We start from the raw sequence: 15474 nt of genomic DNA, 5'->3' as shown, positions 1-15474 counted from the left end.
CAGCTGATTGAAACTAAATTCAGCAAGGCTGGCGCCCTTCACTCGCCCTTGTGGCTCAACTGGAGTATAAAAAGATCAACTTCCATAAAAACAACGGGTTTATCACATGGCAGCGGCGGAGTTCAAACAACTGAGGGACTATCTTGCCAGTCAAATTCTGGGTCAGGATGAGCTCATCGAAGGGCTGTTGATCGCCCTGTTATGTGAAGGACATGTATTAATCGAAGGCGCTCCCGGCCTTGCCAAAACCCGTGCCGTCAAAGCGCTTGCTGGCTCTGTCGAGGGGCGTTTCGCTCGCATCCAGTTCACCCCTGATCTGCTCCCGGCAGATCTGACCGGCAGCGAGGTGTTTCACCCGCAGGATGCCAGTTTTGTATTCCAGCCCGGCCCCCTGTTCAATCATCTGATACTGGCGGACGAGATCAACCGCGCGCCGGCCAAGGTGCAATCAGCGCTACTTGAAGCCATGGCCGAACACCAGATCACCGTGGGCAAAAAGAGCTGGCGGCTGCCACCTCTCTTTATGGTGGCCGCCACCCAGAACCCTATCGAGCAGGAGGGGACCTATCCCCTGCCGGAGGCCCAGCTAGACCGCTTTCTGCTCAAGCTGATGGTGGATTACCCGAGCCCCACGATGGAGCTCGCCATCTTGCAGCTCAACGCCAGCGGCGAACAACTTGGCGCGGCGCCGGTGACCCTGAGCCAGACCAGCTTGCAAGGTGCTCGCAGCGAAGTGCTGGCGGTGACCATGCAAAGCAGACTGGAGCACTATCTGGTGGAGCTGGTCTGCGCCACCCGCCCGGGTAGTGGCCTTTGCCCTGCCCTTGAGCCACTGATTGCCGTAGGGGCCAGCCCCCGCGCCACACTTGGGCTGGCTCGCTCCGCCCGCGCCCGCGCCTGGCTTGCCGGACGAGATTATGTGCTGCCTGAAGATATCCAGCTGCAAGCCTATCCGGTGCTGCGCCACCGCCTTTTACCCAGCTATCAGGCACTGGCCGACAATCTGGATAACGACATCCTGATCGCCCAACTGCTGGATCAGGTGCCATGTCCCTAGCGCCGGAGCTCCATCCCGATATCGCCCTGTCGCTGCCACGGCTGCTCAATATCCGGCTCTGGGCCAAGGCCAGGAAGCCACCTCACGCAGGCAGAAGCAGCAGCGAACGCGGCAAACTGGGCCGCTCTCCCGGACTCACGTTTCGCGAGCTGCGCGCCTATCAGGCTGGTGACGAGGTACGCCATATCGACTGGCGAGTGACGGCGCGCCTCGGTCGTCCCTATACCCGCCTCTATAGCGAGGAGCTCGATCAGGCGCACTGGCTGCTGCTCGATCTCTCTCCCGCCATGTATTTCGGCTCCACTCGGCAGCTCAAGGCGCGTCTGGGATGCGAGCTGGCGGCAGCCCTGATCTGGCAAGGGGAGAGGCAGCACAACACCCTGATCTGCCACGGGCTTGTCCCAAATCACCAGAGCCAGCGCGGCAGCGTGCTGCCCCTGCTCGAATCCCTCTGCCATCACTACCAGCAAGGGCTGGCACGTCGGGTACTATCCCATTCACTGGCCGACACCTTGGCCAGCGTGAAGCTGCCCCATGGTGCCAAACTGACGCTGATCACCGACCACAGACCCTGTGAGTCAGCGCTCTGTCAGCAGTTGCAGCTGCTCTCCCGCCGCCACGATATCCACTATTGGCAGATCCGCGACCCCCTCGAGGCAGCCCTTCCTCCTGACGGCCAGCTGCCGGTGGCCATCGATCGGCCAGGGCAACACTATCAGGGCTGGCTGGATGGGGGCCATGCCGGTTTCTCCCAGCGCTACCGGTATGCCGCCGAGCAGCAGCTGGCCCACGGCAAACAGTTGCTGTTGCCATTGGTGCAGCGCCTCTATCTGCTCGATAACAGCCAGACTCTGCAACAGCAGTGGCAGGAGGGGTTATGTCATCAGGGATGATCTCGCCCGCCGAACTCGACAGCGCCAGTCCAGCCTCCGACGCCATCACTCCGCCGCTGGTCGCCCTGATGCGAGACATCCACCCGGGGCCGGTTCTGATTGAACAGAGTCTTGACCCCAGAGTGCAGGCGCTATTGTGGCTATTGATCACAGGGTTATTGCTGCTGCTGATCATCCTGATTGCCCGCAGGGTGATACGTTACCGCCGCTGGTGTCGCCAGCTGGAGGGAGATCCGGCACTACTGGTGGCACGCATACAGGAGGCCCTGCGTCATGAAGCACTGCAACGCTGGCCCGAGGCGCGCCAGTTACAGGGAGAGGCTTGGCTCGCCTTCGTCGATCGTCACGGCGGCAGCGATTTCAGCCAGTTCTCGTCTCACTGGAGCAGTTGGCTCTATGGCAGCCAGAACCCGAGCAGTGAGCAGAGCGAACAGCTTCGGCAACATTATCGCCGCTGGGGTCAAACCCTCTTCTTCCAACTTCACCCCCGCTCGGGGCGTAAAGCCGGACGGAGGCATCCATGATCCTGGCCTGGCCCTGGTTTGCGCTGGCGCTGGTGCTCCCCTTGCTGGTGCGCTTCGGCTTGCCACCCCTGCGCCGCGGCTATCTGGCTCACCCCGGGTTTGCGCTGCTGCGCCCCCACGCCGGATTGCCGCTCTGGCGCGCCATGCTGCTCTGGTGCGCCCTTATCCTCGCCCTCTGCCGCCCCCAGTGGTGGGGGGAACCGGTTATCCAATATGAAGGGAGTCGGGATCTGCTGCTGGCGGTGGATCTGTCAGACAGTATGCGCACCCCTGATATGCTCGATAACGGAGAGCAGCAAGCTCGGTTGACGGCGGTGCGCCAGCAGATCAAGGCGCTGATCGCCAAACGGGCCGGAGACAGGGTGGGCCTCATCGTATTTGCCGATCACGCCTACCTGCTCTCTCCCCTCACTCAGGAGATCCCGGCGCTGTTGACCTTGAGCGACGAGCTCGATTTTGATCTGGTCGGCCGAACCACCGCCCTTGGCGAAGCCATCCAGCTGGCACGTCAGCATGGGGATCCGGGTCGCCCCACCGCCCTGCTGCTGGTCACTGATGGCCGCAATACCGCAGGCAGTGCCGACCCGCTGCAGGAGGCCAAACTCGCCGCAGCGCAGGGAATACGGATCTACACGCTGGGGGTCGGGGCCGATCCCGATACCTTTATCCAACCCTACGATGAGGTGGGCAGCGGTCAGGCCGATCCCAGCAGCGAACTGGACGAGCCCCTTCTTCAAGCGCTGTCCCAGACAGGCCAGGGGCGTTACTTTCGGGCACGCACCCAAAGCGATCTCGATGCCATCAACGCGACTCTCAATGCCCTTGAACCTGCCCCTATGCCCGTTGCCCACTACCAGCCGGTGTTCGAGCTCTACCCCTGGCCGTTGGCACTGCTTTGTGGCTTGCTGCTTCTGCCATCAGGGCAAAGCAGACTGGAGTTTCGCATGGTGCGTAACTGGCTGGCACAAGGCACGCGCAGATGGAGCTGATCTTGCTCCGCCCCCTGTGGCTGATCGCACTCATCCCCTGGCTCTGGCAAGGGTGGCGCCGTCGTCGCCGGCCTCCGCTGCTCGCACCTGCTATGCAGGCTTATCTGCTGCCAGCATCTCGTCCTCAGCGCCCCTGGCTCTGGCTGGCAACCCTGCCCGTGATTATGGCCCTGAGTGGCCCCGCACTGCGCGGCGAGCTGCAACAGCAGCCTGCGGCGCCGCTCGATATCTGGCTGCTGGACTTGTCACGCTCGATGACCGCCACCGACCTCAAACCAGATCGGGCGACCCGGGTCAGATGGCAGTTGCAGCAGCTGCTGAGCCACGCCAAGGGCGAGCGCATTGCGCTGATCCTCTACGCAGGCGATGCCTACCTCGCCATGCCGCCCACCCGGGATCATCAGGCCCTCGCGTTACTGCTGCCCGATTTGCGCCCCGATATCATGCCGCTGCAAGGCAGCAATCCGGCACGGGCGGTGGAACTTGCCATGAAGCAGCTGGCCCCTGGAGAACAAGCGCGTCTACTGCTGATCACCGACGACCTCACCCGGAATCAGATGACCCAAATCGCCGCCCTGTGGCCCTGCCAGCAACGCCTTCTTTGCCGCGACACCCAGTCAGCACGCCTCGATATTCTGCTCGCCAGCAGTGGTCAACCGGCCCCCATGCCCGCCATTCCGGCCAATGAGTTGGGATTTGCCGCCCGCATGCCCGCGCAGTTGCCCGCCCCCGATAGTCAGGCCATTGCCGCACTGGCCAACCGTCTCGGCGGTGAGCTGCAGTGGCTTGCCAGTGATGTCCCCCGCTTTGCACCGCTGCCCACGACTACCTCGGCCCTCACCCCGGCGCCACTGGATCTTGGCCCCTGGTTGCTAATCCCCTTGTTACCGCTCGCCTTGCTGGCCAGAGTCGGCGCCCGGTTGATGGTGGCGCTGATGGTGGGAATTCAGCTGCTTGCGCCGCAAGATCTGCAAGCAGCAGAGAAGGGAGATCTACAAGCGATGCAGGCTTATCAAGAGGGGGATTTTAAGCGGGCTGCCCGCACCTTCAACGATCCAGTCTGGCGCGGCAACGCCTGGTATCGGGCTGGTGCCTACCGGCAAGCCATCGCAGCCTATCAGGAAGCGACGAGCGCCACCGCCCACTACAACCGCGGCAATGCCCTGCTGCAACTGGGGGAGTTTGCGGCCGCCAAAGAGGCCTATCTGGCCGCTCTGGCGCTTGAACCCGGCCATGAAGATGCGCTCTATAACCTCTCTCTGTTACAGGGCACAGCGGCGGCCGCTCCCGATACCAGCAACAGCAAGCAGCCCGAACCATCGGCAGCTCAGCAGGCGACGGCAATGCCCTTGCCCTCCTCTCCCCCGGTGTTGCTACTGGAGCAGCGACTGCGTAAAGAGGCGCTGCGCCGGGATCTTATCAAGGTGGAGGAGCCCTGGTGACGCGGGCAGGATGGGGGTTGTTGCTCGCACTGGCGAGTCCACTTTGCTGGGCCTTACCCCCCCGGGCAGAGCTGCTGCCGGGGGCTGACCCCAGCGATTGGCTGCTGATCATCGAAGCGGATGGCGAGCGCCAGAGCAACGAGCTGGAGATCTCCCCCCTACTGCGCCAATTTGCAGTGGGCAGAGTGACCATGAGCCGGGTCACGACCCCGGTACAACAACTGACTCGCTGGCAGATCCCGCTGCACCAGAGCAATTCAACCGCAAATACCGAGGTGGTGATTGCCCCGCTCAAGCTGGGAAATGAGTTCACTCCCTCGCTCACCCTGCCATTGAGAGAGGTGAAAACAGCGGCGCTGCCGCAACCCGCAGCCCCCTCGCCCCTCGAGATGCAGGCCAGCCTTGATCATCAGGGCCCGCTCTATCCCGGCCAGCCGGTGATCTACCGGCTGACACTATGGCTGCCCACCAGTATGCAAAACCCGGCCCTGAGCGAACTCAGCTCTGCCCACTTCACTATCCGTCGCCTCGGTCGCGACGAGTGGATCGCCCCCGCTCAGGCTGGTCTGCCCGGCAGGCTCACCCGCAGCTGGCTCGTTCAGGCAAAAGCGCCTGGGCTCTGGCACCTCGACTCGCCCCGCTTGCAGGGGCAGCTCACGCAGAAAGGGGGCAAGCCCCAAAAACTCTCGGCCCGCGCGGCACCGCTCGAGGTAAGGGTTGACAAGGCCCCCGCCACGCCGGTGGCCACCCGGCTGACCCTGAGTCAACGACTTGAACCGGCCACCACGGGGGAAGTGGGTGAACCGCTGATCCGGATCCTCACCCTGACCATGGAAAATGGTGACAGTGCCCAGATCCAGCTTGCCCCCCTGATGGCCCATCAACTGCCAAGCGGCATACAGGCACATCCCGATGGCGAGCAACAGCAGGAGCGTTACCGAGATGGCAAGCTGCTGTTTAAGCGACAGTGGCGCCAGACTCTGGTCGCGGAGCAGAGCGGCGACTACCAGCTGCCCCCCATTGATCTGCCCTGGTTTAATACCCAAAGTGGCCGGATTGAGCAGGCCAGCCTACCTGCCATCACGCTGACGTTTCAGGCAACGACAAATCGGCAACCTGATCAGCAGACATCGCAGATGGCACTGCGAGAGAGCCTTTGGTGGGTCGTGCTGGCCATAACGCTGCGTGCGCTATGGCGCCACTGGCCCCGCTGGCGCGCCTTCTATCAACTGCAACGAGCCCTTGCCCGACACCAGCCGGATGCCAGTCGCAAGACGCTGATCCGGTGGGCGACCTTGCGCTGGCAGGTCTCCTATTATCAATTAGGCCAGTTGCCTGACGCTGGGCATAATCGGGTCGGCAACGCGCTAGCCGCACTCGAGCGAGCCTGTTTTTCACGACCCTCTTCTGGCCCCCCCATCGAGTGGCGCGCTCTGGCGCGTACCCTCAGGGCAGATGAAGCTGCCGGTATTGCGCACCTGATTTACCTGCTGGCGCACGGGAGTTCCCGCTCCCGCCGCCACGCCCCCTGACAAGGATTGCTCTATGGCACAGCTGTTTTTTAGAAAAAAACGTGCTCAGCAGCATATTGGTGGAAATGATCCGGCCATTTCGCCGGTCTCTGATCCCATGGCTGACAAACAAACCAAATTTGAAGCACTGGTTCATGCGCTGCACGGCGATCTCTACCGGTATGCCTACTGGCTGACCCGGGATCCCAACGTAGCGGAAGATCTGGTGCAAGAGACCTTTCTGCGTGCATGGAAGGCTATCGACACCCTGCAGGATGACAAGGCAGCCAAAGGGTGGCTGATCACCATCCTCAGACGGGAAAACGCCCGCCGCTTTGAACGCAAACAGCTGGAGCTGATTGATCTCGACGATCACCCTCAACCCCAGCACGATGCGCTGCACAGCGAACAGGAGATGGAGAACGAGTGGTTGCACCGTCACATCGCCCGGTTGCCCGAGGAGTACCAGGAGCCACTGCTGCTGCAAGTCGTGGGAGGATTCAGTGGTGAGGAGATTGCCAAGATGCTCGGCCTCAACAAGAACACCGTCATGACCCGACTGTTTCGCGCCCGCAACCAGATCAAGGAGGCGATGGAGCAGAAGAACCAAGCAAGAGGACACGGACATGGATGAACTCGAATTTCGCCGCAACGCCATGATCCAGCCCAACGATAAACTGCCGGATTTTCTCAAAGCCGCTGACGCAAGCCAGGCCAATCGGCACTACCTCGACGAGATGAAGCAGTTCGACAGAACTCTCAAGCACGCCATGCAGGTTGAGGTCCCCGCCGGACTGGCCGAGCGGATCCTGCTCAGGCAAGCCATGCTGCAAGACAGTGACGCGCCAGATGATATGCCGCCATCCCGCCCCCTTGGCACAGAGCCAGTCAAGATCCGGACATCGACATCCTGGCGCCAGATCGCCCTGGCTGCATCGGTCGCCTTCCTGCTGGGAATGAGCACCCGCTGGATCACGCTGCCAGAAACGGCTCCTGCGGCTCTCTCCCTCGCACAGGTGGCGATGGCTCATGTCTATGGCGAAGAACCCTTTATTGAAGGTGTCGATGAGCAGGTCAATCTGCATAACATAAATGCCAAGATGGAGAAGTATGGCGCCACCTTAAGCGGGATGGATGGGCTCAAGGTGACCTATGTCAATCACTGCTCGTTTTATCAGGGACCAGCCTTGCACATGGTGATCCAGGGAAAGATGGGGCCTGTCACCCTCTTTTTAGTGCCCAAACATGTTCCATTAACCCTGCAACAGGCCACCTTTGAAGATGGCACCCTCAAAGGGGAGATAGTCCAGCTCAAAGGCGCCAATATGGTACTGATTGGCGAGATGAAAGAGCCACTTGCCCCCGTTGCCAACGCCCTGCAGTCACGTCTGCAGTGGGACATTTAACATCGCCGGTTAACAACCTCAGATCCATCCTCAATAGCAGGCGGCGGTCACGAGCCGCTGCCTGTTCCCCCCCTGATTACTCCCCTTTGTCACTCATTTGCCTCAAGATTTCGAAAAATTGACAAAATTATTTTTGTGACGGAGATCGGCAATCCAGGTCAATAATCCATCTTTAGCCCCTGAAAACGGTGAATTAAACAGCAAGTTAAAACAAATGATTAACACATCGATCACTTTTATGTATTCTGCTGTCACTGGTCTGATTTCTTACCTCCTACCAGATCCATAGAATCACGCCAGAATTGATTGGGAAGAAGCTGAAATAAAAACGGATTTTGTCGAGGTTTGCATTGAACGTGCAGCCAATATCGGCAAAAAAATCTGCCTACAAGAGAGAACACCATGACGACAACTATTTTCAAGAAGAGCCTGATTGCCGCCACCATCGCGCTGGCCACCGGTCAAGTCCATGCTGCGGCATTCCAGTTGAACGAGCACTCTGCCTCCGGTCTGGGTCGCGCCTATGCCGGTGAAGCAGCTATTGCCGACAACGCCTCCGTGCTGGCCCGTAACCCGGCTGCCATGACCACCTTCGACAAGATGGCAGTTTCTGTCTCTGGCACCTACATCAAACCGGATGTGGATGTGGATGGTGCTGTTTACGCTGGCGCTAACAAAATGGCTCCAGCCAGCGAAAGTGGCATTGCTCCGGCAGCCTTCGTTCCCGCCTCCTACTTTATTCAGCCGCTGAATGACCAGTGGGCCTGGGGCATTGGCATCTTCTCCAACTACGGTCTCTCCACCGAATACTCCAAAACCTTCCCGGCTGGTGCCGGTGCTGGTGATACCGAGTTGATGACCTTCAATATCAACCCGAACATTGCCTATCGTGTCAACGAACACTTCAGTGTCGGTGCCGGTATCAACGCCGTTTACGGTGCCGCCGAACTCAACCGCTATGCCGGTCTGCTGGGCCCGCTGAATCCACCTAGCCAAGGTGGCCCGCTGCCGACAGATACTCGTCTGGCTCACCTGAAAGGCGACACCTGGGGCTTTGGCTGGAACGTTGGTACCCTGTATGAAGTCAATGAAAACCATCGCTTTGCACTGACCTACCGTTCACAAGTCGATATGAGCTTTGACGGTGACTTCCAAGGCGCGAGCTCACTGAATCGCACAGTGGATGGCAACCTGAAGCTGGATCTGCCTGCACAAGCCGAGTTCGCCGGTTACCATCGCCTGAGCCCACAGTTTGCTGTTCATTACTCTGTAAACTGGACTGACTGGAGCGCCTTCCAGGAGCTGAAAGCAACCAGCAGCCAATGTGCAGGCGGCGTATGTCTGCAAAAAGATGAGAAGTTTAAAGACTCTACTCGTTACTCCATCGGCGGTACCTGGTATATCAACCCGGCCTGGGAAGCTCGCATGGGCTTTGCCTATGACAACACCCCGATCGAAGCTGACTACCGCAGCCTGAGCATTCCCGACTCAGACCGTATCTGGTACAGCGCCGGTGCCACCTACCATATCAACACCGATATGAGCGTTGACTTTGGTATGGCTTATCTGGACGGTAAAGAAGTTGACGTCAACGAAGGTCTGCGTAGCCACTCCGACAGCCTGCGTTGGAAAGGAACTTCCCACGGCAACGCCTTCCTGGCTTCTGCCCAGTTCAACATGAAGTTCTGATTATTGATAGAATGGAAAGAGCGCCTGACGGCGCTCTTTTTTTATCCGCAAAAGCCAGTTCAGCGCACACATGTAGCACACAGCTGTTTATTTTTCTTTTTTAATCAAGCTATTAGAATGCATCCTTCCAGCATTTAATCTTGTTTTATCCAGATACTGGCCATTACCGTTGCCTTACTGGTCATACCATATAAAATCCTGCCTCCATTCATATGACCTATTGAACCTTCGGGTAACAGCAAGGATTTTGCCATGTATCCCATCATCAAACCGTCCGCCATCGCCCTGTTGGTGATCGCGGGTCAGACTCATGCCGCCGGGTTCCAGCTGGCTGAACAGTCCGCTACAGGACTGGGACGCGCCTTTGCAGGTGAGGCAGCCATCGCGGATAACGCCAGTGTACTCTCCCGCAATGCAGCAGCCATGACCCGCTTCGATCAGATGGCGCTCTCTGGCGGAGTCATCTATGTCAGTCCTGACGTCAATATTGAAGGCAACACCCGCTTGCCGACCAAAGCCGGTATCGTCACCTCCGATGCCAGTGCACACGATATCGCCGCCGCAGCCTGGGTACCCAACGCCTATCTCATCATTCCACTCAATGAGCAGTGGCGACTCGGCTTCTCGGCAACCTCTTACTACGGCCTTGGCGTCAAGATGCCGGATAACTACAGCGCGGGACACTTTGGCAATGTCTCCGATATCAAGACCATGGATCTGGGTACCTCACTCGCCTATCGCATCAATGAGATGTGGTCAATTGGTGCCGGGATCTCTGCTATTCAGGGCGAAGGCGAAGTCGGTGGCACCTTCCCTTCTCGCAACCTGATCGCAAAACATTTGCAAGGGGATGGCTGGGCATGGGGCTGGAATGTCGGCACCTTGCTGGAGTTGTCCGAGCAAACCCGAATTGGCCTCTCCTACCGTCACGATGTCACTTTGACCCTCTCGGGAGATGCTATCCTGGGCCGACCCAATGCAGATGGCTCCGTTACCGAGATCAGAGATACCGGTAGTCTGGATCTGCCGTTGCCAGCGACGGCAGAGTTGGCGGCGTTCCATCAGCTGACTGACAAGCTGGCTCTCCACGGCAGCCTGAACTGGACCAACTGGAGCAAATTCGTTCAGTTGGAAGCTGATCTCAACAATTTGCAGAACATGCACATCAAGGACGAGCACTGGGAAGATAGCTGGCGCTACGCCATCGGTATGACCTATCAGGTCACTCCCAAATGGCAACTGCGCTCCGGTGTGGCCTATGACGCCAGCCCTGTGCCAGCCGATCGTCGTACCATTTCCATCCCGGATGCCGATCGCCTCTGGTACAGCGTGGGAATGGGGTATCAGTTCACGCCCAACCTGACCGTGGATCTGGGGCTGACCCTGATCGATGGTAAAAAGGTGGATGTCACTGAAAAAATGGAGCTGCAACCGGGTAATCCGATGACGACCTCCACCTTCCAGGGCACTTCTGAAGGGGATGCCTGGCTGGCTGGTGCACAATTGAGCTATCTCTTCTAAATTCCTTCCCTGCAAAAAACGCTATGCCAATTATTGCCTTACTCAATAAGGTGAACACTGGCATAGTGTTCTGCAACACCATAAAATCAACCCAGTACCTTTACTGGAGCAAGGCATGTATTCCTACGTAGCAAGACAGCCGATCCTCGACAGAGACCTCAACACTCATGCCTATGAGCTGCTCTTTCGCGATAGTCTGAATAATGTCTTCCCGAGCATCTCCTCCCAGCAGGCGACGTCACGCCTGGTGGTCGAACAGTTCCTCCAACAAAATATCGATCAGCTGTTGGGAGGCCGCCCCTGCTTTATCAATTTCCCCCACTCACTGCTGCTGGAGGGATTGGCAGAGTGCCTGCCGCCCGAAAAAGTGGTGATTGAAATTCTGGAAGATTCCCCACCGGATGATGCCCTGCTGGAAAAGGTGAAACAGCTGCACAAGCTGGGATATCAACTGGCACTCGATGACTTCACCATGTCACCGGATTGGGAGCGCTTTCTCCCCTTTATCCACATCATCAAGTTTGATCTTCGTGCCACCCCCCTGATGCAGATCAAAGTGTTTATCCAGCGGCATCAGACGCTGGGGCTCACCTATCTGGCAGAAAAAGTAGAGGACAAGGCAGAGTTCGAGCGGGTCAAACAGCTGGGGATCCAGCTGTTCCAGGGTTTTTTCTTCAGTCGACCCGAGATGGTCAAGCAAGCCACCATGGAGCCAGCGCAAGTCGTGGTGATGCAGTTGCTCAACGTGGTCAACGAGGCAGAGCCTGATATCAACAAGATTGAGCAGCTACTCGGTCAGGATATCTCCCTCTCTCTCAAGCTGTTGCGCTATGTCAACCATCTCAAAGGCCACACCAACCCTATTTCGTCATTTCGCCAGGCTGCCATCTATCTGGGAAACACCCAACTAAAGCGATTTGTTTCGCTGGTAGCCGCGACCAGCGCCGGCAAGGGCAAGAGCGCCGAGCTCTACCAGATGTCGATGATCCGAGCCCGATTCTGTGAACTGCTGGCCCACGCCCACGCCCCGAGCCAGCAGGCACAACAAGCCTTTATCACCGGTCTCTTCTCCCTGCTGGATGTACTGATGGAACAGCCGATGGACAAGCTGCTCGGCACTATCCCTCTTATCGACGATATTCGGCTGGCGCTGCTGGAGCGAAAAGGCAATCTCGGTTTCTACCTCGCGTTTTGTGAAGATTACGAGAGCGCCAACTGGTCACGGGTAACGGCCAGAACAGCCCGCTTGGGGCTGAGCGAGGACAAGGTGAGTCACCTCTATCTGGCCGCCACCACCTGGGTCACGGAACAACTGCTGGCGATGGAAGCCACCAATTAATTCGTCTCGTCATTCACCTCGACCGCGATAGCGGTCGCCTCCCCGCCCCCGATACAGAGCGCGGCCACGCCTCGCCGCAAACCCCGTTGCCGCAGCGCGGCGATCAGCGTCACCAGAATGCGTGCGCCACTCGCCCCCAGCGGATGACCAAGCGCACAGGCCCCACCATGCACATTAACCTTGTTATGAGGGATGCCGACCCCGCTCATGGCCAGCATGGTGACCATGGCGAAGGCCTCGTTGATCTCAAAGAGATCCACCTCTTCCACCGACCATGCAAGACGCGCCAGCAAGCGTGAAATGGCGCCAATGGGCGCAGAGGTAAATTCGGCGGGCAACGCCGCGTGGCTCTGATAACCGACGATCCGTGCCAGCACTGGTACCTGCCAGGCTTGCGCCGTGGCGCCATCCATCAATATCAGCGCCGCCGCACCGTCCGAGATGGAGCTCGAATTGGCCGCCGTAATGGTGCCCTCCTTGCCAAATGCAGGCTTCAGGGTCGGGATCTTCTCCGGTCTGCCCTTGCCAGGCTGCTCGTCTTCGGCCAGCAACAAGCGATCACCGCGATAGACACTTGCCAGCTCGGATGCAAACGCGCCGGCTTGCTGCGCATCGCGGGCCCGCTGCAATGACGCCAAGGCAAACTCATCCATGGCAGTGCGGGTCAAACCGGCCTGATCGGCGCTGCGCTGGGCATGTATCCCCATCAGCTGGCCATCATAGGCATCTTGCAAACCGTCGAGGAATAGGTGGTCCAGCACCTTTTGATGCCCCATCCGAAAGCCGCTGCGAGCATTATCCAGCAGATAGGGGGCACGGCTCATGCTCTCCATCCCCCCTGCCACCACCACCCTGTTGTCACCAAGGCGGATGGTATCCGCCGCCAGCATCACAGCTTTCATGCCGGATCCGCACACCTTGTTGACCGTGGTAGCAGGCACACTATCTGGCAACCCTGCTTTCAACAACGCTTGCCGGGCTGGCGCTTGCCCCACGCCCGCCGCCAGCACATTGCCCATAAACACTTCATCGACCTGCTCCGGACGCAGCCCGCTTTGCTGTAGTGCCGCCTCAATGGCACAGGCACCCAACTCAGGCGCAGTTACCTCTGCCAATGCCCCCTGAAACGCCCCCATCGGAGTCCGTTTTGCCGCCACAATTGCAATATCCATTTGCCTGCCTCTGTTTGTTACATGGCCATAACATAGGGGTTCTGACGCGATGGAACAAGAGTTGCGGTGCAGTTTACGTTTAGGTAAGGTGCAGACAGGATTTAGTTCGCCAAGAAGTCTGTATGAACAACAAGGATGAAGGACGACGCTTCAGCATCAGTGAGCTGGCCCGGGAATTTGATATTACGACGCGCAGTATCCGTTTCTACGAGGATCAGGGGTTGCTCAATCCCGCCCGAGAGGGACAAACCCGCATTTACAGCAAGCAGGATCGGGTTCGCCTCAAGCTCACCCTGCGCGGCAAGCGGCTCGGGTTCAGCCTCGCCGAGATCCGCGAGTTGTTTGATCTCTATGATGCCGACAAGAGCAGCCGCACCCAGTTACAAACCATGCTGGGACTGGTTAAGGAAAAACGGGAGACACTGCAACAGCAGATGGAAGATATCAGGATGGTACTGCTGGAGCTTGATGCCGCCGAGCAGCGTTGCCAACAGGCCCTTAGCCAGCTGGGATAACCGCCTTGCTGGCTTATCAGGTAAGTCCCTTCAGCCTGCTCACAAGATGCCAGATAGCAAAAAGCCACTCCTGAGAGTGGCTTTTCTTCAACCTGACGGTTCGCTATTAAACGCGAACGAAGTCCAGGTGGATCAGCTTGTAACGTACCGGGTGACGCTGGATAGCTTTCACTTTTACGTTAACTTCTTCACCGTTGACAACCAGAGTCAGTACAGACTCATAGAATTCCGGCTTCTCTTGAGCCAGGATCATTTTCTTGTGGTCAACAGTGATGGACAGGGCTTCTTTGCCTGCACCGTAAACGATGGCAGGAACTTGGTCAGCTTGACGCAGGCGGCGGCTCGCACCTTTCCCCAGGTCAGAACGGACTTCAGCTTGGAATACGAAAGACATAGTATGTATCTCTTTTGGATGAATTTATGGTGCTAACTGCGACCGGTCAGCACCTCGCAAAACGAGCGCGAATACTACCACGGGCCAAATTCGGATACAAGGTACTGACTCTGCATTTAGCGCCCCTGCTCCAACCGGGCGAACTGCTGCTGACGCTGGGCTGGGCTCAGGGCATCAAACCGCGCCAGGGTCTCGGCGCGCGGGCAGTAGAGTCCCTCCCCCGTTCTGACCCGAATGCTCTTGCCAAACCGCGGCTGATTCTCTGCCACCAGCGCCAGCAAATAGCTGTAGGTATCTGCTCCCTGAGCGCTGGATAACTGATTCGCTATACGCCACAGGGTCTCCCCTGCGGCGACCTGATGACACACAGTTTGTGGACCGCCGGCCGCAGGAGCCGAGAGGGTAAGCATGGCGTCACTGCCTGCGGATAAGCTAGCCGTGTGGCTGGCGAGCGCCATATCGGCGCTCGCTACTCCCTCATATTCTTGGGTACCACTCATCCCCGCCGTGCGAAAGGTCACCCCCAGCTGAGCGAGCAGAGGTTCGCTCTCGTCGGGGTCGCTGGGCATATCAACACCACCGAACGCGTCTTGGGGTGTGCGAAACTCGGCAATAAAGGGCGCGACAGGTTGCGCGTGATAAGCAGGGAATCCACTCCCCTGCTGCACGATTGCACCAGCCGCAACAGCCTGCCCGGGGACAACCCCGTAAGCCATCTCGTCGATGCGCCGCAGCCTTGCCAGATAGGTTTTGGAGATCTGCGCCTCCCCCTCGAACAGATCGAAAGGGGGGACCAGCCGGGCTGGAAAGAGGATCTGCCAGCGACCGTGCTTTTGCTTTTGGGCCAGCGGCGGAAACTGATTGCCACGCCAAGCCACAAACATCGCAGGCGGCGTGCGCGCCAGCGGGTAATATTCCGGGTTCAACTGCACCCAAGTTTGTTCCGCGATGGGTTGATAACCGCTGATCACCACCTGCGCCACACTCAACCAGATCCCCAGCATCCTTGCCTCCCTGACTTC

15 protein-coding genes are annotated in these 15474 nt (G+C 58.7%); 12 read left to right on the top strand and 3 right to left on the bottom strand.

The features are described from left to right. Positions 1-106: 106 nt before the first annotated feature. The 11 genes from I6L41_RS05645 to I6L41_RS05595 all read left to right on the top strand — a co-directional run bounded on the left by I6L41_RS05645 (position 107) and on the right by I6L41_RS05595 (position 12371). Positions 107-1057: a MoxR family ATPase gene (locus I6L41_RS05645; RefSeq protein ID WP_216950749.1), complete on the top strand. Its 951-nt coding sequence runs from the start codon at positions 107-109 to the stop codon at positions 1055-1057. Then, positions 1048-1950 carry a DUF58 domain-containing protein gene (locus tag I6L41_RS05640; RefSeq protein ID WP_216950748.1) on the top strand — a complete coding sequence of 301 codons (903 nt, stop codon included), beginning with the start codon at positions 1048-1050 and terminating at the stop codon, positions 1948-1950. Before I6L41_RS05645 ends, I6L41_RS05640 begins: the two co-directional genes overlap by 10 nt. Then, positions 1935-2474: a DUF4381 domain-containing protein gene (locus I6L41_RS05635; protein ID WP_216950747.1), complete on the top strand. Its 540-nt coding sequence runs from the start codon at positions 1935-1937 to the stop codon at positions 2472-2474. The genes I6L41_RS05640 and I6L41_RS05635 overlap by 16 nt, the downstream gene beginning before the upstream one ends. Beyond that, positions 2471-3463, top strand: a complete 993-nt coding sequence (locus tag I6L41_RS05630) for a VWA domain-containing protein (RefSeq protein WP_164536745.1) — start codon at positions 2471-2473, stop codon at positions 3461-3463. Before I6L41_RS05635 ends, I6L41_RS05630 begins: the two co-directional genes overlap by 4 nt. Further along, positions 3454-4905, top strand: coding sequence for a VWA domain-containing protein (locus tag I6L41_RS05625; protein ID WP_216962582.1), 1452 nt, complete (start codon positions 3454-3456; stop codon positions 4903-4905). The genes I6L41_RS05630 and I6L41_RS05625 overlap by 10 nt, the downstream gene beginning before the upstream one ends. A gap of 20 nt (positions 4906-4925) precedes the next feature. Further along, positions 4926-6437 (top strand): BatD family protein, encoded by a 1512-nt coding sequence (locus I6L41_RS05620; protein WP_216963840.1) that lies wholly within the window; start codon positions 4926-4928, stop codon positions 6435-6437. 13 nt (positions 6438-6450) lie between these two features. Next, positions 6451-7050, top strand: a complete 600-nt coding sequence (locus tag I6L41_RS05615; RefSeq protein ID WP_216962580.1) for a sigma-70 family RNA polymerase sigma factor — start codon at positions 6451-6453, stop codon at positions 7048-7050. After that, positions 7043-7822 (top strand): DUF3379 domain-containing protein, encoded by a 780-nt coding sequence (locus I6L41_RS05610; protein WP_216962578.1) that lies wholly within the window; start codon positions 7043-7045, stop codon positions 7820-7822. Before I6L41_RS05615 ends, I6L41_RS05610 begins: the two co-directional genes overlap by 8 nt. Before the next feature lie 402 nt (positions 7823-8224). Then, positions 8225-9511, top strand: coding sequence for an outer membrane protein transport protein (locus I6L41_RS05605; protein ID WP_005360328.1), 1287 nt, complete (start codon positions 8225-8227; stop codon positions 9509-9511). A gap of 252 nt (positions 9512-9763) precedes the next feature. Further along, entirely contained in the window at positions 9764-11032 is a 1269-nt protein-coding gene (locus tag I6L41_RS05600) for an OmpP1/FadL family transporter (RefSeq protein WP_216962576.1), read from the top strand. Positions 11033-11147: 115 nt separating this feature from the next. Beyond that, positions 11148-12371, top strand: coding sequence for an EAL and HDOD domain-containing protein (locus I6L41_RS05595; RefSeq protein WP_005360324.1), 1224 nt, complete (start codon positions 11148-11150; stop codon positions 12369-12371). On the opposite strand, the gene I6L41_RS05590 is transcribed toward I6L41_RS05595, so the two are convergent. Further along, entirely contained in the window at positions 12368-13543 is a 1176-nt protein-coding gene (locus I6L41_RS05590) for a thiolase family protein (RefSeq protein ID WP_202002755.1), read from the bottom strand. The two genes, I6L41_RS05595 and I6L41_RS05590, sit on opposite strands and share 4 nt — an antisense overlap. Before the next feature lie 122 nt (positions 13544-13665). Between I6L41_RS05590 and I6L41_RS05585 the strand changes: the two genes are divergently transcribed. Next, positions 13666-14058 (top strand): MerR family DNA-binding transcriptional regulator, encoded by a 393-nt coding sequence (locus I6L41_RS05585; protein WP_202002752.1) that lies wholly within the window; start codon positions 13666-13668, stop codon positions 14056-14058. Positions 14059-14164: 106 nt separating this feature from the next. Here the strand turns inward: I6L41_RS05585 and rplY are convergent, their stop codons facing one another. Beyond that, on the bottom strand, positions 14165-14452 hold the full coding sequence (gene rplY / locus I6L41_RS05580) for a 50S ribosomal protein L25 (protein ID WP_005360320.1): 288 nt from the start codon (positions 14450-14452) through the stop codon (positions 14165-14167). A gap of 116 nt (positions 14453-14568) precedes the next feature. Continuing rightward, on the bottom strand, positions 14569-15456 hold the full coding sequence (locus tag I6L41_RS05575) for a hypothetical protein (protein WP_216962573.1): 888 nt from the start codon (positions 15454-15456) through the stop codon (positions 14569-14571). Positions 15457-15474: the final 18 nt, after the last annotated feature.

Origin of the sequence: Aeromonas sp. FDAARGOS 1411, assembly GCF_019047125.1 — a bacterium.
In the GTDB taxonomy this organism is placed as follows: Bacteria; Pseudomonadota; Gammaproteobacteria; order Enterobacterales; family Aeromonadaceae; genus Aeromonas; species Aeromonas veronii.
The sequence above is the reverse complement of the archived record's forward strand: the minus strand, read 5'-3'. Positions and strand labels throughout refer to the sequence as shown.

Excerpts from the sequence above, each read along its gene's own strand:
- I6L41_RS05645 (WP_216950749.1), top strand. The coding sequence starts at position 107 with ATGGCAGCGGCGGAGTTCAAACAACTGAGGGACTATCTTGCCAGTCAA.
- I6L41_RS05640 (WP_216950748.1), top strand. The coding sequence starts at position 1,048 with ATGTCCCTAGCGCCGGAGCTCCATCCCGATATCGCCCTGTCGCTGCCA.
- I6L41_RS05635 (WP_216950747.1), top strand. The coding sequence starts at position 1,935 with ATGTCATCAGGGATGATCTCGCCCGCCGAACTCGACAGCGCCAGTCCA.
- I6L41_RS05630 (WP_164536745.1), top strand. The coding sequence starts at position 2,471 with ATGATCCTGGCCTGGCCCTGGTTTGCGCTGGCGCTGGTGCTCCCCTTG.
- I6L41_RS05625 (WP_216962582.1), top strand. The coding sequence starts at position 3,454 with ATGGAGCTGATCTTGCTCCGCCCCCTGTGGCTGATCGCACTCATCCCC.
- I6L41_RS05615 (WP_216962580.1), top strand. The coding sequence starts at position 6,451 with ATGGCACAGCTGTTTTTTAGAAAAAAACGTGCTCAGCAGCATATTGGT.
- I6L41_RS05610 (WP_216962578.1), top strand. The coding sequence starts at position 7,043 with ATGGATGAACTCGAATTTCGCCGCAACGCCATGATCCAGCCCAACGAT.
- I6L41_RS05605 (WP_005360328.1), top strand. The coding sequence starts at position 8,225 with ATGACGACAACTATTTTCAAGAAGAGCCTGATTGCCGCCACCATCGCG.
- I6L41_RS05600 (WP_216962576.1), top strand. The coding sequence starts at position 9,764 with ATGTATCCCATCATCAAACCGTCCGCCATCGCCCTGTTGGTGATCGCG.
- I6L41_RS05595 (WP_005360324.1), top strand. The coding sequence starts at position 11,148 with ATGTATTCCTACGTAGCAAGACAGCCGATCCTCGACAGAGACCTCAAC.
- I6L41_RS05590 (WP_202002755.1), bottom strand. The coding sequence starts at position 13,543 with ATGGATATTGCAATTGTGGCGGCAAAACGGACTCCGATGGGGGCGTTT.
- I6L41_RS05585 (WP_202002752.1), top strand. The coding sequence starts at position 13,666 with ATGAACAACAAGGATGAAGGACGACGCTTCAGCATCAGTGAGCTGGCC.
- rplY (WP_005360320.1), bottom strand. The coding sequence starts at position 14,452 with ATGTCTTTCGTATTCCAAGCTGAAGTCCGTTCTGACCTGGGGAAAGGT.
- I6L41_RS05575 (WP_216962573.1), bottom strand. The coding sequence starts at position 15,456 with ATGCTGGGGATCTGGTTGAGTGTGGCGCAGGTGGTGATCAGCGGTTAT.